General features: G+C 63.9%; 15 protein-coding genes. 1 reads left to right on the plus strand and 14 read right to left on the minus strand.

The features are described 5' to 3' along the window. Positions 1–5 precede the first annotated feature (5 nt). From ureC to urtA, 11 genes are all read right to left on the minus strand, one after another. Positions 6–1,706, minus strand: coding sequence for an urease subunit alpha (ureC, locus tag NIBR502773_RS18340; protein ID WP_065925590.1), 1,701 nt, complete (start codon positions 1,704–1,706; stop codon positions 6–8). A 110-nt stretch (positions 1,707–1,816) separates the two neighbouring features. Continuing rightward, positions 1,817–2,122 carry an urease subunit beta gene (locus tag NIBR502773_RS18345; RefSeq protein ID WP_141156622.1) on the minus strand — a complete coding sequence of 102 codons (306 nt, stop codon included), beginning with the start codon at positions 2,120–2,122 and terminating at the stop codon, positions 1,817–1,819. Beyond that, complete coding sequence (locus NIBR502773_RS18350; RefSeq protein WP_027607725.1) at positions 2,119–2,652, minus strand: GNAT family N-acetyltransferase; 534 nt, start codon at positions 2,650–2,652, stop codon at positions 2,119–2,121. The genes NIBR502773_RS18345 and NIBR502773_RS18350 overlap by 4 nt, the downstream gene beginning before the upstream one ends. A gap of 5 nt (positions 2,653–2,657) precedes the next feature. Next, a complete protein-coding gene (locus NIBR502773_RS18355) occupies positions 2,658–3,170 on the minus strand; it encodes a GNAT family N-acetyltransferase (protein WP_115486376.1) in 513 nt (170 codons plus the stop codon). Positions 3,171–3,179: 9 nt separating this feature from the next. Continuing rightward, entirely contained in the window at positions 3,180–3,482 is a 303-nt protein-coding gene (gene ureA / locus NIBR502773_RS18360; RefSeq protein WP_003171437.1) for an urease subunit gamma, read from the minus strand. A gap of 146 nt (positions 3,483–3,628) precedes the next feature. Then, on the minus strand, positions 3,629–4,468 hold the full coding sequence (locus NIBR502773_RS18365; protein WP_115486375.1) for an urease accessory protein UreD: 840 nt from the start codon (positions 4,466–4,468) through the stop codon (positions 3,629–3,631). Positions 4,469–4,501: 33 nt separating this feature from the next. Next, complete coding sequence (urtE, locus tag NIBR502773_RS18370; protein WP_141156623.1) at positions 4,502–5,200, minus strand: urea ABC transporter ATP-binding subunit UrtE; 699 nt, start codon at positions 5,198–5,200, stop codon at positions 4,502–4,504. 12 nt (positions 5,201–5,212) lie between these two features. Beyond that, on the minus strand, positions 5,213–6,046 hold the full coding sequence (gene urtD, locus NIBR502773_RS18375) for an urea ABC transporter ATP-binding protein UrtD (protein WP_043293781.1): 834 nt from the start codon (positions 6,044–6,046) through the stop codon (positions 5,213–5,215). Next, positions 6,043–7,110: an urea ABC transporter permease subunit UrtC gene (urtC, locus tag NIBR502773_RS18380; RefSeq protein WP_065940909.1), complete on the minus strand. Its 1,068-nt coding sequence runs from the start codon at positions 7,108–7,110 to the stop codon at positions 6,043–6,045. The genes urtD and urtC overlap by 4 nt, the downstream gene beginning before the upstream one ends. Next, positions 7,110–8,612, minus strand: a complete 1,503-nt coding sequence (gene urtB / locus NIBR502773_RS18385; protein WP_141156624.1) for an urea ABC transporter permease subunit UrtB — start codon at positions 8,610–8,612, stop codon at positions 7,110–7,112. The genes urtC and urtB overlap by 1 nt, the downstream gene beginning before the upstream one ends. Before the next feature lie 77 nt (positions 8,613–8,689). After that, positions 8,690–9,955, minus strand: a complete 1,266-nt coding sequence (gene urtA, locus NIBR502773_RS18390) for an urea ABC transporter substrate-binding protein (RefSeq protein ID WP_027607732.1) — start codon at positions 9,953–9,955, stop codon at positions 8,690–8,692. 312 nt (positions 9,956–10,267) lie between these two features. On the opposite strand from urtA, the gene NIBR502773_RS18395 reads away from it, so the two are divergent. Continuing rightward, positions 10,268–16,828, plus strand: coding sequence for a DUF4329 domain-containing protein (locus tag NIBR502773_RS18395; protein WP_168209006.1), 6,561 nt, complete (start codon positions 10,268–10,270; stop codon positions 16,826–16,828). Positions 16,829–16,831: 3 nt separating this feature from the next. Here the strand turns inward: NIBR502773_RS18395 and NIBR502773_RS18400 are convergent, their stop codons facing one another. Genes NIBR502773_RS18400 through NIBR502773_RS18410 form a run of 3 tightly spaced genes read right to left on the minus strand, consistent with a single transcriptional unit; the run spans position 16,832 to position 19,565 of the window. After that, positions 16,832–17,842, minus strand: coding sequence for an iron ABC transporter permease (locus NIBR502773_RS18400; protein WP_141156626.1), 1,011 nt, complete (start codon positions 17,840–17,842; stop codon positions 16,832–16,834). After that, positions 17,839–18,786 (minus strand): ABC transporter substrate-binding protein, encoded by a 948-nt coding sequence (locus NIBR502773_RS18405; protein ID WP_141156627.1) that lies wholly within the window; start codon positions 18,784–18,786, stop codon positions 17,839–17,841. The genes NIBR502773_RS18400 and NIBR502773_RS18405 overlap by 4 nt, the downstream gene beginning before the upstream one ends. Beyond that, positions 18,783–19,565: an ABC transporter ATP-binding protein gene (locus NIBR502773_RS18410; RefSeq protein ID WP_141156628.1), complete on the minus strand. Its 783-nt coding sequence runs from the start codon at positions 19,563–19,565 to the stop codon at positions 18,783–18,785. The genes NIBR502773_RS18405 and NIBR502773_RS18410 overlap by 4 nt, the downstream gene beginning before the upstream one ends. Between the last annotated feature and the right edge of the window lie 21 nt (positions 19,566–19,586).

Below are 19,586 nucleotides of genomic sequence, written 5' to 3' on the forward strand. Positions count from 1 at the left end.
TCAAGTCAGAACAGGAAATACCGCTGCGCCATCGGCAACACATCCGCCGGCTCACACCACAGCAGCACCCCGTCGGCCTTGACCTGATAGGTCTGTGGGTCCACCTCGATGTCCGGCAGGTAATCGTTGTGGATCAGGTCGGTTTTCTGCACATCGCGACACCCTTTCACCACCCCAATCTGTTTCTTCAGTCCCAGGGCTTGCGGCAAGCCTGCGTCCAGGGCTGCCTGGCTGATAAAGGTCAGGCTGGTGGCATGCAATGAGCTGCCGAAACTGGCGAACATCGGGCGATAGTGCACCGGCTGCGGGGTGGGGATCGATGCATTGGCATCGCCCATCAGGCTGGACGCAATCGCGCCGCCCTTGAGGATCAGGGTCGGCTTGATGCCGAAAAACGCCGGACGCCACAGCACCAGGTCAGCCCACTTGCCTACTTCGATGGAACCGACGATATGGCTGATGCCGTGGGTGATCGCCGGGTTGATGGTGTACTTGGCGATGTAGCGCTTGGCGCGGAAGTTATCGTTGCCCGGGCCGTCACCGGGCAGGGCGCCGCGCTGTTTTTTCATCTTGTCGGCGGTCTGCCAGGTGCGGGTGATCACTTCACCGACGCGGCCCATGGCCTGGCTGTCGGAGCTGATCATCGAGAACGCGCCGAGGTCGTGCAGGATGTCTTCGGCGGCGATGGTCTCGCGGCGGATGCGGCTTTCGGCGAAGGCCACGTCTTCGGCAATGCTCGGGTCCAGATGATGGCAGACCATCAACATGTCCAGGTGCTCGTCGATGGTGTTGCGCGTGAACGGCCGCGTCGGGTTGGTGGAGCTGGGCAGCACATTGGGAAAGCCGCAGGCCTTGATGATGTCCGGCGCGTGGCCGCCACCGGCACCTTCGGTGTGGTAGGTGTGGATGGTGCGGCCCTTGAGCGCGGCCAGGGTGGTTTCGACAAAGCCGGATTCGTTGAGGGTGTCGCTGTGGATCGCCACCTGTACGTCGTACTGGTCGGCGACGCTCAGGCAGTTGTCGATGCTGGCGGGCGTGGTGCCCCAGTCTTCGTGCAGCTTCAAGCCGATGGCGCCGGCCTTGACCTGTTCGATCAACGGCTCGGGCAAGCTGGCGTTGCCCTTGCCGGTAAACCCGATGTTCATCGGGAACGAGTCGCTGGCCTGCAGCATGCGCGCCAGGTGCCAGGGCCCGGAGGTGCAGGTGGTGGCGTTGGTGCCGGTGGCCGGCCCGGTGCCGCCGCCGATCATGGTGGTGACGCCGCTGGTCAGCGCCTCTTCGATCTGCTGCGGGCAGATGAAATGCACGTGGGAGTCGATGCCGCCGGCGGTGAGGATCATGCCTTCGCCGGCGATCACTTCGGTGCTGGCGCCGATGGCCATGGTCACGCCGGGCTGGATATCCGGGTTACCGGCCTTGCCGATCGCGTGGATGCGGCCGTTCTTCAAGCCGACGTCGGCCTTGACGATGCCCCAGTGGTCGATGATCAGCGCGTTGGTGATCAGGGTGTCGACGACTTCATGGGCGAGCAATTGGCTCTGGCCCTGGCCGTCGCGGATCACTTTGCCGCCGCCGAATTTCACTTCTTCGCCGTAGACGGTGAAGTCCTGCTCGACTTCGACGAACAGCTCGGTGTCGGCCAGGCGGACCTTGTCACCGACGGTGGGGCCGTACATGTCGGCGTAGGCTTGGCGGCTGATTTTCATGTGTGTGCCCTGAAATATTTGTGTTGAATGTGAAATCGCTATCGGGGGCAAGCCCCCTCCCACCTTTGGAATGCGTTCCCCTGTGGGAGGGGGCTTGCCCCGATGAGGCCCTAAAGGTCACCCATGATCCGCCCGGCAAACCCGAACACCCGCCGACCGCCGCTCAAATCCACCAGCTCGACCTCACGGCTCTGCCCCGGCTCGAACCGCACCGCCGTGCCCGCCGGAATATTCAGGCGCATGCCGCGGCTCAATGGGCGGTCAAATGTCAGCGCGTCATTGGTCTCGAAAAAATGGTAGTGCGAACCCACCTGGATCGGCCGGTCGCCGCTGTTGGCCACGCTGAGGGTGACGGTGCGGCGGCCGACGTTGAGTGCGATCTCGCCAGGCTGGATCTGATATTCGCCAGGAATCATGCAGGTTGCCCCAGGGTCTTGAAGTAGATGGCGGTCGGGCTGTAGCGCCCGTCCGGGCTTTGGCAGTAGTCGGGCAGTTCACCGATCTTGGTGTAGCGCAGCGACTGGTAGAAGGCTTCGGCAGGCGAACCGGCTTCGGTGTCCAGGTACAGCAGGCCGCGCTTGTGCTGACGCGCGGCGAGTTCCAGGGTGTTCATCAATTGTTGGCCCAGGCCGTGGCGCCGCGCGTTGCTGTGCACCAGCAGCTTTTGCACTTCTGCGCGGTTCAGGCCGTTGGCTTTCTGGCACAGCGCCAACTGCACACTGGCGATCACCTGCTCATCGCGCACCACCACCCACAGCAACAGGCTGGCGTCTTCAATGCTCGCCTGTACCCCGTCCAGATAGGCACGGGCCTGGGCTTCATCGAAGTCGGCCATGAAACCCACCGACGCACCGTGCTTGACCGCATCCAGCAACAGCTCGATCAGGCCCCGACGGTAGTGGGCAAAACTTTCAGCATTGACTCGACGCAGTTGCGCGGCGTTCATCGAACTCACTCCTTGGGCGGTTGCGCGCCCGGATTCAATGTCAGTTGCATAAAGGTCAGGTCCAGCCAGCGGCCGAACTTGATGCCCACCTGAGGCATTTGCCCGGTGGTGACGAAACCCAGGCGCTCGTGCAGGCGGATCGAGGCCAGGTTGCCGCTTTCGATGGCCGCCACCATTACGTGTTTGCCGCCACTGCGGGCGCGCTCGATCAGGGTTTGCATCAGCCGTGGGCCGAGGCCCTTGCCGCGCTGGTCGTTGCGTACGTACACCGAGTGTTCGACGCTGTAGCGAAAGCCCTCGAACGGGCGCCAATCGCCGAATGAGGCGTAGCCGGTGACTTCATCGTTCTCCACCGCGACCAGGATCGGATAGCCCTGGACCTGGCGCGCATTGAACCAGGCCTGGCGGTTAGCCAGGTCCACCGGTTGTTCGTTCCAGATTGCCGTGGTGTTGAGTACCGCGTCGTTGTAGATGTCGCGGATCGCCGGCAGGTCTTGCTCGGTTGCATCACGAATCATGGCCGGCCCTCACGCAATCGGCTGGTGGACGGTCACCAGCTTGGTGCCGTCGGGGAAGGTGGCTTCCACCTGGATATCCGGGATCATTTCCGGGATGCCTTCCATCACCTGTTCACGGCTGAGCAGGGTGGTGCCGTAGTGCATCAGGTCGGCCACGGTGCGGCCATCGCGGGCGCCTTCCATCAAGGCGGCGGAGATATAGGCGATGGTTTCCGGGTAGTTGAGCTTCACACCGCGCGCCAGGCGCCGTTCGGCGACTAAGCCGGCGGTGAAGATCAGCAGTTTGTCTTTTTCCCGTGGGGTCAGGTCCATGGTTCAAGGTCCTTCAAAGAATGCATTCTTAAATACAACAGAGATCAAGTGTGGGAGGGGGCTTGCCCCCGATGGGGGGTGTCAGGCAATACATCTTTCACTGACCCACCGCCATCGGGAGCAAGCCCCCTCCCACATTTTGATCTTCATGTGCTCCATATTCGTGGTGAGACTGCTTCCCGTCCTAGCACCGCCGGGCGTAACAGTTTCCATAAATCAATCAACCACCCCCGCGCCAGCAGCGCTTCACTGGCCAGGCAGCGGGCGACCAGCAAACCGGGCAGTTGGGTCAGGTCGCCGCGCACGGCGTGGGGCAGGGCGCGGCAGCGTTCGAGTAATTCGGGCTCGATGTCGCCGGTCACCAGCAGGGTGGCGAACACCGGTTGGCCATCCAGGCCGATGGGCGAGTCGAGCAGGCCGTCGGCGCCCACAATGCGCTGGCGCTCGTGCCAGAGCAACTGGCCGTCGCGGCGGATATCCAGGTGCGATTGAAAGTGGCCCAGGTCGAAGCGCTCGCCACTGGCCGGGCGCCCCAGGGCGATCACGTCCCAGTAGAACAGCCGGGCATCGCCGTGCAGGTCGATGCGGGTGCTGAGTTCGGCCTGGGCGGCGCTGAACACGATGGTTTCCTGGGGCAGCCATTCCAGGGTCGCGCCGGCCTCCACCGTGAGATCAAGTTGCTGATACGCCGGACCGCTGGCGCGATACCACTTCGCCGCGCCGGGGCTGGTCAATTGCGCCCAGGCACCCTCGGCGACATGGGCGCGGATGTCCAGGCGGTCGCCGCCGGCAATCCCGCCAGGCGGGTGCACGATGATGTGCTGGCACACCTCGGGGCCTTCGGCGTACAGGTGCTTTTGCACCCGCAGCGGGCCAAGGTGACGGCGCATCACCGGGCGCGTGGTGTCGCCGAAACGCGCGTAGCCGAGGTCCAGCTCGGCGTGCCAGCTGGGGGTGAACAGGGCAGGGGAAACGGGCAGGTTCATGGTTTCTTGTGCTTATCGTCAGGACGCTACAGGTTAGATGGTAACCAAACCGCGCACACCCTCACTCTCCATATTTTCACCACGGCCCTGCTGCACGATTTCACCGCGTGACATCACCAGGTACTGGTCGGCCAGTTCGGCGGCAAAGTCGTAGAACTGCTCCACCAGCAGGATTGCCATATCGCCGCGCGCCGCGAGCTTCTTGATCACGGCGCCGATCTCCTTGATCACCGAGGGCTGGATGCCTTCGGTGGGCTCATCGAGGATCAACAGGCGCGGGCGGCTGGCCAGGGCGCGGCCGATGGCCAACTGTTGCTGCTGGCCGCCGGACAAATCGCCGCCGCGCCGGTGCTTCATTTGCAGCAAAACCGGGAACAGTTCATAGATAAACGCCGGCACTTCCTTGGCTTCGGAACCGGGAAAACGCGACAGCCCCATCAGCAGGTTTTCCTCCACCGTCAGCCGCCCGAAAATCTCCCGGCCCTGGGGCACGTAGGCGATGCCGGCGTGCACCCGCTGGTGCGGCTTGAAGCCGGTGATGGCCTTGCCCTCCCAGTTCACCACGCCTTCCTTGGCCGGCAGCAACCCCATCAGGCATTTGAGCAGGGTGGTCTTGCCCACGCCGTTACGGCCGAGCAGGCAGGTGACTTCGCCGATCTTCACGTCAAAGGACAGCCCGCGCAGGATGTGGCTACCGCCGTAGTACTGGTGCAGCTTGTCGACTTGCAGCATGTTCAGTTCTCCTTAGCGACCGAGGTACACCTCGATCACCCGCTCATTTTCCTGCACCTGTTCCAGCGACCCTTCGGCCAGCACGCTGCCCTGGTGCAACACGGTGACGTGATCGGCAATCGAGCCGACAAAGCCCATGTCGTGTTCCACCACCATCAACGAATGCTTGCCCGCCAGACGCTTGAACAGTTCGGCGGTGAATTCGGTCTCGGCGTCGGTCATGCCCGCCACCGGTTCGTCCAGCAGCAACAGTTGCGGGTCTTGCATCAGCAGCATGCCGATTTCCAGGAACTGCTTCTGGCCGTGGGAGAGCAAGCCGGCGGGCCGATGCATTGAGGCGGTGAGGCGGATGGTGTCGAGCACTTCATCGATTCCATCCTTTTGCTCGCCGCTCAGGCGCGCACGCAGGCTGGCCCACACCGACTTGTCGGTCTTCTGCGCCAGCTCCAGGTTTTCGAACACGCTCAGGGCTTCGAACACCGTGGGCTTCTGGAACTTGCGGCCGATGCCGGCCTGGGCGATCTGCACTTCGCTCATGCTGGTCAAGTCGAGGGTTTCGCCAAACCAGGCCTTGCCGTGGCTGGGCCGGGTCTTGCCGGTGATCACGTCCATCAGGGTGGTCTTGCCCGCGCCGTTGGGGCCGATGATGCAGCGCAATTCACCGACGCCGATGTACAGGTTCAAGTCGTTGAGCGCCTTGAATCCATCGAAGCTGACGCTGATATCTTCCAGGGTCAGGATGGTGCCGTGGCGGGTGTTCAGGCCGGTGCCTGCGGCCTGGCCGATGCCGATGGCATCGCGGCCGCTGCCCGCATCGAAAATAGGTTCGAGCATGACGTTCCTCATTTCTTCAACAGCCCGATAACGCCCTTGGGCAGGTACAGGGTGACGATGATGAACAGCGCCCCGAGGAAGAACAGCCAGTACTCCGGGAAGGCCACGGTGAACCAGCTCTTCATGCCGTTGACCACGCCGGCGCCGAGCAACGGCCCGATCAGCGTGCCACGCCCGCCCAGGGCCACCCACACGGCGGCCTCGATGGAGTTGGTCGGCGACATTTCACTCGGGTTGATGATGCCCACCTGCGGCACGTACAACGCGCCTGCCAGGCCGCACAGCACCGCGCTCAGCACCCACACGAACAGCTTGAAGCCGCGCGGGTCGTAGCCGCAGAACATCAGGCGGTTCTCGGCATCGCGCAGGGCGGTCAGCACCCGGCCGAACTTGCTCCGGGCCAGGCGCCAGCCGATGTACAGGCTCGCCACCAGCAGCACCACCGTGGCCACGAACAGCACGGCCCGCGTGCCTGGTTCGGTGATGCCGAAACCGAGGATGCTGCGGAAGTTGGTGAAGCCGTTATTGCCGCCGAACCCGGTCTCGTTGCGAAAGAACAACAGCATCCCGGCAAAGGTCAGCGCCTGGGTCATGATCGAGAAATACACGCCCTTGATCCGCGAGCGGAAGGCGAAAAAACCGAACACCAGCGCCAGCACGCCCGGTGCCAATACCACCAGGCACAGGGCCCAGAGGAAGTGCTCGGTGCCGACCCAATACCAGGGCAATTCGGTCCACGACAAAAACGTCATGAACGCCGGCAGCTCACTGCCTGCGGCCTGGCGCATCAGGTACATGCCCATGGCATAACCGCCGAGGGCAAAGAACAGGCCGTGGCCCAGGGACAACATCCCCGCGTAGCCCCACACCAGGTCCAGGGCCAGGGCGACAATGGCGTAGCAGAGGATCTTGCCCACCAAGGTCAGGGTGTAGGCCGATACATGCAGCGGGTTTTCCGGCGACAGCAGCGAGCACAACGGCAGGGCCAGCAACAGCAACAGCACCACCGCGCCGACTGCAATCGTCACCTGGGGGCCGGCCTTTTGCGTGGCCGTAAGCATCAATGGCTGGTTCATCAGTCGATCACCCGTCCTTTCAGTGCGAAGAGTCCCTGCGGGCGCTTCTGGATAAACAGAATGATCAGCGCGAGGATCAGGATCTTGCCGAGCACGGCACCGATCTGCGGTTCCAGGATCTTGTTGGCGATACCCAGGCCGAACCCTGCCATCACGCTGCCGGCCAACTGTCCGACACCGCCGAGCACCACTACCAGGAACGAGTCGATGATGTAGCTCTGGCCCAGGTCAGGGCCGACGTTGCCGATCTGGCTCAGGGCCACGCCGCCCAAGCCCGCGATACCGGAGCCCAGGCCAAATGCGAGCATGTCCACCCGCCCGGTGGGTACGCCGCAGCAGGCGGCCATGTTGCGGTTCTGGGTGACGGCGCGCACGTTCAGGCCCAGGCGGGTCTTGTTCAGCAGCAGCCAGGTGAGTACGACCACAAACAGCGCGAAGGCGATGATCACGATGCGGTTGTAGGGCAGCACCAGGTTGGGCAGCACCTGGATCCCGCCGGACAGCCACGCAGGGTTGGAGACCTCGACGTTCTGCGCACCGAACACCAGGCGCACCAGTTGGATCAGCATCAGGCTGATGCCCCAGGTGGCGAGCAGGGTTTCCAGCGGGCGCCCGTACAGGTGACGAATCACCGTACGCTCCAGGGCCATACCGATGGCGGCGGTGACGAAGAACGCCACCGGCAGTGCGATCAACGGGTAGAACTCGATGGCCTGGGGCACATAGCGCTGCATCAGCAACTGCACCACATAGGTGGAGTAGGCGCCGAGCATCAGCATCTCGCCGTGGGCCATGTTGATCACACCGAGCAGGCCGAAGGTGATCGCCAGGCCCAGGGCCGCCAGCAGCAGGATCGAGCCCAGGGACATGCCGCTGAAGGCCTGGCCGAGGATCTCGCCCAGCATCAGTTTGCGTTTGACCTGGGCCAGGCTGGTCTCGGCGGCGGTGTGCACGGCGGCGTCGGTTTCCACCCCGGGCGCCAGCAGCGCTTCGAGGCGTGTGCGGGCCAGCGGGTCGCCGGTACTGCCGAGCAGACGCACGGCGGCGAGGCGCACGGCCGGGTCGGTGTCGACCAGTTGCAGGTTGGCCAGGGCCAGGCTGAGGGCGGAGTGCACGTCCTCATTGGTCTCGGCGGCGACCTGTTGGTCGAGGAATTTGAGTTGCGCCGGTTGCGCGCTTTTTTGCAGGGTGCGTGCCGCGGCCAGGCGCACCTTGGGGTCGGCGGCGAGCAGTTGCTGGCTGGCCTGCACGTTGTCGATCAAGCCGCGCAGGCGGTTGTTCAGGCGCACGGTCTTGGTCTCGCCGTTGAGCGTGAGCTGGCCTTGTTGCAGGGCGTCCACCAACTCGATGCGCGCCGGATCGGGCTGGGCGGCCCAGTCCTGGAGGAGCTTGGCTTGTTGCGTCGGGTTGGCGGCCAGGAAGTCTTCGGCGTCGCCGGCATGTACCGCCAAAGGCAGCAATAGCAGGGCCGTGAGGATGAAACGGTGCAGGGCAGTGGGCATACAAATTGTCCTGATCGTACGCGGTCAATTGTGGGAGGGGGCAAGCCCCCTCCCACATTTTTGATCTGTCGTGAGACTTAGTTGCTCTTCACCGCATAGTCCGGCTTCTTGTCATTGCCAGGAATGTACGGGCTCCACGGCTGTGCCCGGATCGGCTCCTGGGTCTGCCACACCACCGAGAACTGCCCGTCGGACTGGATCTCGCCGATCATCACCGGCTTGTGCAGGTGGTGGTTGGTCTTGTCCATGGTCAGGGTAAAGCCCGATGGCGCGGCGAAGGTCTGGCCGGCCAGGGCTTCGCGCACTTTGTCGACGTCGGTGGACTTGGCTTTCTCGGCTGCCTGCGCCCACATGTGGATGCCCACGTAGGTGGCTTCCATCGGGTCGTTGGTCACCGCTTTGTCCGCGCCTGGCAGGTTGTGTTTCTTCGCGTAGGCTTTCCAGTCGGCGACAAACTTCTTGTTCACCGGGTTCTCCACTGACTGGAAGTAGTTCCAGGCCGCGAGGTTGCCCACCAGCGGCTTGGTGTCGATGCCGCGCAGTTCTTCTTCACCCACGGAGAAGGCCACCACCGGTACGTCGGTCGCTTTCAAACCCTGGTTGGCCAGCTCCTTGTAGAACGGCACGTTGGAGTCGCCGTTCACGGTGGAAATCACCGCTGTCTTGCCACCGGCGGAGAACTTCTTGATGTTGGCAACGATGGTCTGGTAATCGGCATGGCCGAACGGGGTGTAGACCTCTTCGATGTCCTTGTCCGCCACGCCTTTGGAATGCAGGAACGAGCGCAGGATCTTGTTGGTGGTGCGCGGGTACACGTAGTCGGTGCCGAGCAGGAAGAAACGCTTGGCGCTGCCGCCTTCTTCGCTCATCAGGTATTCCACCGCCGGGATCGCCTGCTGGTTCGGCGCCGCACCGGTGTAGAACACGTTCGGCGACATCTCTTCACCCTCGTATTGCACCGGGTAGAACAGCAGGCCGTTGAGTTCTTCGAACACCGGCAATACCGATTTGCGCGACACCGAGGTCCAGCAGCCGAACACCACGGCGACCTTGTCCTGGGTCAGCAGCTGCCGGCCCTTTTCCGCGAACAACGGCCAGTTCGACGCCGGGTCCACCACCACCGGCTCAAGCATCTTGCCGTTCACCCCGCCCTTGGCGTTGATCTCGTCGATGGTCATCAGCGCCATGTCTTTGAGGGACGTTTCGGAGATGGCCATGGTCCCGGACAGCGAGTGCAGGATACCGACCTTGATGGTCTCGGCGGCCTGCACGGTCCAGGTCAGGCCCATGGCGACAATGGAGGCGGACAGGGTGAAAGCCTTGATCAAGCTGCGACGCTTCATGGTGCGGTCTCCGTAAACGTTTAGTTTTTTTTGATAGGCCGATGTGAACGCTGAAGGGGTACTAGCAAGGGCTGTGCCCGATGGCCAAACGCCCGGTTTTGCGGGGGGTGGAGCCCGGTGCCTGGCGTTGACGCACCAATGCGGAGCGTGCAGGCGTTAGCGGTGCAGGGGATGCGCCCAAAGAGTGCCTGGGGGCCTCGATAACTATGCAGCGCCCTGCTGGCGGTTCAAGCGAGGACGCTTCTGCATGGCAAGCATTGTGCGAGCCCGGTGCCCATGGGCACCGACGACGAACATGATCAAGGGAGTGTCATGCAAGAGCATTTATCCAGAGAGGAGCGCGCGGCAGCGAGGGGCCTTCGATACACCCTCAGCCCTGGGTTTATCAGTGCCGACGATGCTGCACGCTATGTGCACGAGCGCATTGGCGACAAGCGCGACCGCGAGTACGGCAGTGTCATTCTCCAGCGCCTGGCCGATAGCAAAGTGTTTGCCACCGAGCCGATTCCCGGCAAGGCGGCGACGTTCGACTTTTCGCTGTTGCTGGAGCGCGGGGCGCAGAACGAGTTCCTCGATCCTGCGGGCTACAAACTGGTGGGCGGGGTGCATTCTCACCCTGACCAGTTTGCCCAGCTCAAGGCCCTCAATCCCGGTTATCGGGATCGCCAGGTGCGTATCTTCAACAGCTTTTTTTCCACCCGCGATGTGGTCTTCAACCACTACGAAGGGCGTGCGTTCGGCACCGCCTACTTGTCGGGCCCCCAGGGCGTATTGCTCAAGTACCAGCCGGGTTTTTCCGAGGCCGAGCGCAAGTTTGTCGACTGGATCGACGACGTCAGCACGGCCGTGCCCGCCGATGGTTACGATGGCACGCTCGAAGGCTTTATCAGGAAAGTGGCGTCGGTAGGCCGCTTGTCGTTGCTGGTCGCCAGCGATGACTGGGGCGGGGTGCCCGGTGTCATCGATCAGCGCTGGCGGCCCTATCTGCCATTGAACAGCGGCCAGCCCACCATCGCCTGCGGGGCGGTGTATCCCGAGGTCACCCAGGCGCTCAACGCCGTGCAGGCGCGCATGCGGCGCATGCCCAATGTCAGCCAGATGGCCCTGCTGCTCAAGCATGAGCTGCGCGATGAGTTCGCCGCCACCCATCCCTTCGTACTCAGCAGTGCCGAGCAGTTGCCCACCGACAACCACCTGCCTTTGCTGGCGGGCGGGCCACCCTTGCCGGAGGGCTTTCACCTGCAGGGTTTCTTCTATCTGTCGCGGCCGGTGCCGGCGCAGTTTCCGACGGTGGAACCGTGGCTGTACCAGCAGTTCTTCAGCCCGCGAGAGCTGGCGGCCTACATCGCCAAGGCCCGCCGCTACATGCATACGGCGCCCTCCGTGCTGGGCATCTCGCTGTACCTGCGCACCAAGGACAATGCCTTGCTGCGCTACCGGTTCAGCGGCTCACCGGCGGAAACGCGATTGTTCACCACCGATGAGCCCAGCCTTGACCTGGCCCTCGCGGCGGGAACCCTGACCCCGCGCCAGTTTGTGAAACAGGTGGCCGAAGCCGGTGAGTTGAGCGTCGAACAGACCAGCCCGCTGTGGGACGTGGAAGGCGTGGTCGAGAACAACTGGACGCCCTATGCACGCTTCCCGTTCAAGCAGGCCAGCCTCGGCCAGGCATTTTCGTCGGCCGACAAGGCCGCACAGTTTGCCCATGCGCAGGTGGGCGAGCGCCGTGACCGCGCCTATGTGGCGCTGATTCTGAAGCACCCCGACCAGCACTTTGTACTGACGCAATTGCTGCAGGCGGGCATCAACCCCTATGGGTTCCAGGGGTTCTACCCGTGGGACGCTTACAGCAAACAGTTGGCGTTGCCCGGTGGTTATCAACTGCACGCCTGGTTCGGCTCGCACATGGCGTTGTCATGGGAGAACCTCGATGCCGGTTTCAAGACGAAGTGGACCCGCGACGATGCCAGCGTCTACTTCCAGGGCTTTACTGACGTCGAGGCCCACAGGATTCATCAACTGCGTGTGCCGGGCTACCTCTCCGGCGCTGCAGACAGCCTGCTTGTGCTGGAGCCGGAAGGGGCGGACCAGGCCGCATTCACGCGATTGTTCGCGCCGGCGCCGGGCGGCAGCCTGATTACCAGAGACCTGGCGGACGGTACCTATACGCCTGCCGAAGGCGTGCGCAAATTGGCTGGGGTCAGTCGCCTGCGGGTGGTCCTGGGCAATGCGCTATGGGGGCCGCCTGGCGTGATTGACCGGCACTGGCGAGCGTTTGCCGCCGCGCCGTCCCTGCCGAGCGGCGCGACCGCCGCGGCCACTCTGCCGGCCTTGAGCCCGGCGTTTGTGTCTGCGGATGATGCGGCACTGTGGGCTCACCGGCGTATCGGGGCGCGACGCGAGCGTGAATTCGGTGGGGTCATCCTGAAAAAGCCTGGCGGGCATTTCTTTGCCACCGAGCCGCAAGTCAGCACCGGCGCGCGGTTCGACTTCCTCACCCTCCTGGCCACGGATGATCGCGCCCAGTTCATTGCTCCGCCCTCTTATGAATGCCAGGGCTTCTACCGTTCCTATCCGGCCGAGCCTGGCGAGGTGGAGCGCTACAACCCGGGCTTCAACCCGGACCAGGTGGCGCTGACCGGCAGCTTCTTCTCGAATGCCGATCAGGTGTTTGCCCTGTCCCACCGTGATTTCACCCCGGTGCATTATCTGTCCGGTCCTGACGGCGCATTGCTCAAGTACACGAGCAGCGGTTCCCAGCAGGAACAGTCCCTGTTGCGGCAGTTGACGGGGGTCGAGCCAGCGCAGCCTCTCACCGCGTTCGAGGGGGCGGTGTGGAACCTGGCGCAGGCCGGGGACTTGCGGGTCGTGGTGGCCAGCAAGGTCTGGGGTGGGGGGCGGGGGCGTGTGCTGCACGGCTGGACCCTGGGCAGCCCTGTCACCTCGGTGCAGGACATGCCGTTTTTTACCCCGCTGCTGTCGATGGGGCACAGTGCAGTGCTGGTCGCCCTGAGCAGCGTCGACTTGCTGGGGCAGGGGGCGGTGGGCGTTGTGCTGAAACACCGCACCACGTCGAATTACATCGCCACGCTGCCGGCGCCCTTGGGGACGACCCTGGCCAGCCTGTTTCCCGTGGGCGACCGGGACGAGCCAAGGCTGGTGCCGAACTATCGCCTGGTGGGCCTCTATCACGCCCAATCAGCACAGGCGCCGCAGAGGCTGCCACCCAGGGACGCATGGCTCTATAAGCGTTTCGCTACGCCGGCGGTGCTGGTGGATGCCATGAGGCAGTCGATCGCCAGCGCCGGTATGCAGATCGCCGCGCTCGGTCTCAAGCTGTATCTGCGCACCGCCGATAACGCTTTGCTGCACTGGCAGGTACCGAGCGCCGGGTCCGTTAACGAGCTGTTTGTCGTCGATGGTCAAACCGTAGCGGACAATGGTAATGAGGCGGCCCTGCTCGACGGCACGTTGTCGCCGCGGGATTTCGTGCGCCGCGTGATGCGCGCGGGGGAGTTGTCGGTGGTCCAGCAAGGCGGCCTGTGGAACACCCTCGGGCCGTTGTATGACAGCGAGCACTTGCCGCTCGGCTCAGGCGCGCTGCCCTTGAGCGGGATGTTCCTGACCGCGGACGACGCCGCGCGGCATGCCCATGAACGCATCGGCGTTCGCCGCAGCAATGCCTATGCCGGGTATGTCCTCAAGCGGGACGATGGGCGATTCGTGTTCACCGAACCGGTGGCCATTTCCGGCGACGGCTTCGCCTCCGACCTGCTGCGCCCTGCCAACGGCAGCGCTTATCTGGTGCCGCCTGCGGACCATCAGCTCTATGCGCGCTACAGTTCGCATACCGCGTTATCCGTGGCTGACCTGGAGCGTCAACGGCGTCTTGGCTGGACGCTGGCCGATCTGGAAGTCAACGCCACGCTGTTCTCCGATGTGGAGATCCGTTCGGTGATCGAATCGCGGCTGCCGGCCTATCTGAGCGGTTCGCCGAATAACCTGATCAGCTATCGCCCCAGTGGTTCTGCCAATGAGCTGCTGGTACTGAGCAATACACAGCGCGAGCCCGGCCAGCATGGCTATTTCGAACGGTTGGAGAGCGGCCAGCTCAAACCGGTGGACATCGTCGCCCGGCTGGCCGATGCCGGCACCTTGAGCGTGCTGGTGCGCAGCGCGCTGTGGGGGCCGCGCGGCCGGGTCTACAACGACTGGACGCCCAACTTCGACTACGCCGAAGTCGATCTGCAGGCACCGGCGTTCGGCGCGATCTTCGGCAGTCTCGATGCCGCGGCACTCAATGCCCATGTGCGCTGGTACGGCAGGAACCTGGATGCGCAACGCTGCACGGCGTACATCCTCAAGCATCCGCAGCGCGATGAGTTTGTGGTCAGTGAACTGCTGGCGATCACCTCCGGCGGGCGTTGGTTGAGTGACTCCTCCAGGGGCGTCGGTTATCTGGCCGGTGGCGAATTCGCCAAGGGGTTCGAGCTGGCCGGCCTGCTGTTTTCGCAGCAATGGGTGCCGGCGGGATTGCCCACCACCGAGGCTTGGCTTGCGCGGTTCTTCATCACCCCCGAGGTGCTGCTGCGCGCCGAACAGGATGCCCGGCATCTGCCGCGCCCGGCAGCCACTGCGATACTGCCGGTGTATGTGTCGACACACGATGGCGCCTTGTTGCGCTACCAACCTCCGGCAACCTCCCTGCTCAAGGAAACCACCGACGGCACGGGCGTGATCATCGCCGGGATGAACCTGCACAACGGGACGCTGGACGTCCAGCGCTATGTGTCACAGGTCGCCCGGCCTGCGGACCTGCGGGTGCTCTACACCAGCCAGTGCTGGGACCGCCGGGGAGCGGTGGGCCAGGGGGGCGTGGCCTGGCGCCCCTACGCCAACTTCATCCGCCGTCGCCTGGGCCCGGCCTTTCATTCCCAGGACGATGCGGCCCGGCACGCCCGTTCGCTGCTGCAGGGCAATGGTCTGCTGGGCGGGTTGATTCTGCAGCGTCCCGATGGCCTGTTTGTCGCCACCGAACCGCTCAAGGTGCCCCAGGAAGACTTCGACCCCAAGTGGATTTTCCCGGATGAGGTGGTCAGTACCGGTGGCTTCCCGGCGGCCCATACGGTGGTTGCACGTTACCGCTCCAGCCCGGCCCGGGAGTTGCCCTTCGTACTCGAACTGGCGCAGGCCGGCCTCTATCGCAACATGCTGTCCACCCGCGTGATTTCATCGACCCTCGCAGGCCAGGACGCCCGCCTGAACCGCGAGTACCTGCTGGGTTCCGATGGCTGTGTGGTGAGCTACACACGCAGCCACTCCGCGCTGGAGGAAGCGCTGAGAAAACAGCTTTTGCCCCTCGACGAGACACGACTCGATCGCCTGGAAAACCTGCTCGAACGTCAGATTCGCAACGCCGCGCTGGCGCCTGGCGAATTTGTCACGCGCCTGGCCAATGCGGGTGTCTTGCGGGTGGTAGAGGGCAGCCCGACGTGGGGCACGCCACGCCGGATCCTTGGCGCCTTCATCGTCAATAGCGACCGCCCCACGCCATTGGCGATCCGGAACGCACTGGCAGACCCGGCGTTCAGCCCGCTGTTCACCCAGGAGCAGGACGCGGTGCGGTATGCCCATCAGCATCGTCGGCATGGCGAACACCTGCAGTTCGGCTACGTGTTCAAATCGCAGAAAAACGGGCACTACATGGTCAGCATGCCGCTGGTGCGCCAGAGCTATCGTGACTTTACTCAAGTCTTTCCCGACGGTCTTTTCCCCCAGGGCTATGGGCTGGAAGGCTTCTACCTATGTGCCAGCAGCGACAGCGTCACGCCGGCCACGGACCCGCTGCACCAGGCATTTTTTTCGCCCACGGACATGGACATCGGCATCCGCTTCTCGATTCATGGCATCAGGGGCAAGCAACTCACGTTTTACCTGTCATGCGCGGACGGTGCCCTGCTCCGGTATCAATACCTGGGCACGGATGCGCAGCTGGATTCGTGGGGCGCGCTGCTTGAAATCAGGCAGCAGTTACACGCAGGTCGGATGACGATGCTCAGTTACGTCCATCACCTGCTCGATAAAGGCGTTCTGGATACGTTGATCCGAGGTGAGGTCTGGACCACGCGCAATCGTGTCGACAAGTTCTGGCAGCCCGGTGTCGATGAGGTGTTTGTGCCGCCTTGGCGTGCGGCCTGCGGTCCGGTTTTTTCCGATGGGGATGATGCCGCGCGCTATCTCCGGCGCCAGCTTTCGCCGTATCAGGGCAAACAGTACCTCTCGGCGATACTCGCCAACGCGGCGGGCACGTCGTTCCTGGCCACCTTGCCGGTAGCGGCCGGGGCCGACCAGTCGCTGATTCTGCGCCTGTTCTACAGCGGGCCGCTGGGCCCTGTACAACCGGCGGTGCCGCCAGCGCCCCTGCCGGACTTTCCGCAGCACTATGCGGTTGCGGGTGTCCATCTGCTCTACAGCAGCATGCCGGCCACCGACAGCCGGGCGCCGAAGGATATCGCCCTGACGCGTCATTTCGTGGCGCCGACCTTCCTGAGCTATTTCATCAGGGTGTTGCGCGGGCTGTCGCGGCCGTCGCCGGGTCTTTATCTGTCGAGCCAGGCCGGTGCGTTGTTGAAGTACCTGCCCAGTTATTCGGCGCAGGAAAGCCTGGTCCTGGTGGACGGCCCCGACGTGTATCCCACCGTGTTCCTGAAGGGCGTGGCCAGGACTGGCAAGCTGTTTGTGCTGGACAAGGACGGCTTCTGGATGAACGAGGGGCTACTGTCCGAGCAGCAAGTGGAGCGCTCCAATGGTCTGGAAGTCGCCGTGCCCGAGGTCGACGAACCGCTGAGCCTGCGCGACCGCGACGAGCTGTAAACGTCAGCGCTTGCGCATCAGGCCGATGAAGAACAGGCCGCCGATCGCCGCCGTGGCCACGCCGATCGGCAGGTCTTCGGGGGCGATCAAGGTGCGCGCCGCCACATCGACCCAGACCAGGAACAGGCTGCCCAGCAATGCGCATACCGGCAGCAACCGACGATGCTCGGCGCCCACCAGGCGCCGGGCGATGTGCGGCACCATCAGCCCGACAAAGCCGATGGAGCCGCTGATGGACACCAGTACGCCGGTCATCAACGAGGCGACCAGGAACACCTTCAGCCGTACATTGCGGGCGTTCAGGCCAAGGGTCACGGCGGTCTGTTCGCCGGCCATCAGCGCGTTCAACGGGCGGGCCATGCCCACCAACACCAGCAGACCGAGCACTACACTGGCGCCCGGAATCGCCAGCAGTTCCCAGCGTGCCAGGCCGAGGCCGCCGAGCATCCAGAACATCACCGCCGAGGCGGCGCGATGGTCGCCCATGAACAGCAGCAGATTGGCCGCCGCCATCATCACGAACGACACGGCCACGCCGCACAGCAACAGGCGATCACTCTCCAGCCGGCCATTGCGACTGGCTACCGCGAGCACCACGATCATGCTCGACAGTGCGCCGATAAAGGCGGCGATGGGCAAGGTCAGCAGACCGATGATTTCGCCCACATGCAGCACCACGATCACCGCGCCCAGGGTCGCGCCGGAAGTGACACCCAGCAGGTGCGGATCGGCCAGCGGATTACGCGTGACCGCCTGCAACACCGCACCGATCAACGCCAGCCCGGCCCCCACCAATGCCCCCAGCAGCATGCGCGGCACGCGGATCAGCCAGACGATAGGTACCTGCCCGGCCGCCCAACTCACTTCGCCGATGCCGAAGACCTTGTACAGCAGGATGCGCCACACCACGTCCGCCGGTACCCGCGCCGGGCCAAAGCCCAGGGATATCACGCAGGACACCAGCAGCAATGCGCCCAGGGCGGTAAGCAGCAGGGCGTAACGACGGGTGATCATTCGCCGTGGAACCCCTTGGCCAGGGTTTCCACCGCCAGCACGTTATCGATGCCCGGCGTGGCTTGTACATACGGGATCACGATAAAGCGCTGGTTCCTGATCGCGTCCACCCCTTGCAGCGCCGGGTTGTTGAGCAGGAACTGCTGTTTTTGATCGGCGGTGACTTCGCTGTAGTCGACGATCACGATCACCTGTGGATTGCGCTCCACCACCATCTCCCAGTTGACGCGGGTCCAGCTGGCGTCGACGTCATCGAGGATGTTGCGCCCGCCGGCCGCGTCGATCAGCGCCTGGGGCATGCCGAGGCGGCCGGAGGTCATGGCGCGGTCTTCACCGCTGTCGTAGAGGAACACGCGCGGCTTGTCGGCGGGCAGGTCTGTCTGCACCTCGGCGACCTGTGCCTGCATCTGCGCGATCAAGGCATTGGCGCGGTCCTGCACGTCGAAGATCCTGCCCAGGTTGCGCAGGTCGTTATAGGTGTCGTCCAGGGTAGCGGCCGGGCGCTTCATCACGAAGGCGCACGACTCGGTCAACTCGTACACGTTGATCCCCAGCGGCTGCAGGGTGTTCGGCGTCAGGTCGCCGCCCACGCGCATGCCGTAGTCCCAGCCGGCAAAGAAGAAATCCACATTGGCATTGAGCAGGGTTTCCACCGACGGGTACTTGCTCGCCAGCTCCGGCAGGCCGTCGAGGGTCCGGGCCATGTCCGGGGTGACCGACTTCCAGCCGGTGATGCCGCTATAGCCGGCCATCCGCGGTTTGAGGCCCAGGGCGAGCATCATCTGGGTCATGTTGATGTCATGGCTCACCGCATGCTTCGGCGCCTCCTGGAAGGTCACGTCGCGGTTGCAGCTTTTGACGGTGACCGGGTAATGGGTGGCTTCGGCGAAGGCTGGTGAAGCACCGAACAGCAGGGCCACAAGGGCGAAGGCGCGCAGGATCATGGTTGGGTTATCCAGGTGATGCGGGGATGGTCGGCCAGGGGATGAGTGTCGATCAGCGCCTCGACGCCGAACACATCGCGCAGCAGTTCAGTGGTCAGCACCTGGTGAGGCGTGCCGTTGGCGACGATGCGCCCGTGGTCGATCACGTAGAGCCGATCACAAAAAGCGGCGGCCAGGTTGAGGTCGTGGATGCTGGCCAGGGTGCCGATACCCAGGCGCTTGACCAGCCTCAACAGCTCAAGCTGGTAGCGTGGATCGAGGTGGTTGGTCGGCTCGTCGAGGATCAGTAATTGCGGTTGCTGGGCCAGGGCGCGGGCGAGGATGACGCGCTGTTTTTCACCGCCCGAGAGGGTGGCGAAGGCATGCGCTTCAAAGCCCTGCATGCCCACCGATACCAGCGCCTGTTGCACCAACTGCCGATCCTCCAGGGTGTCGCTGTCGAACAGGCCCTTGTGGGGCGTGCGGCCCATGGCGACCACTTCATCGACTCGCAGGCCAAAGGCATCCGGGAACTCCTGCAACACCACGGCGATACGTTGCGCACACCACTTGGCGCCTTGCTTCCACAGGTTCCGGTGGGCGAGCAATACGTCGCCGCGTTGCGGCTGGGTGAACCGATAGGCGCAGCGCAACAGGCTGGTCTTGCCGCTGCCGTTGGGGCCGATCAGCCCGACGAACTCCCCCGCAGCGACGTGAAGGCCAGCGTCACGCAGTTGGAACGGGTGTTGGCTGTGGTTCGCCGGGGCCCAGTTGATGCGGGTGAGGGTGAGTGAAGTCATCAAGTCTCTCAAGGCCTGCAG

It is taken from the genome of Pseudomonas sp. NIBRBAC000502773, from assembly GCF_006517195.1.
GTDB lineage: Bacteria > Pseudomonadota > Gammaproteobacteria > Pseudomonadales > Pseudomonadaceae > Aquipseudomonas > Aquipseudomonas marginalis.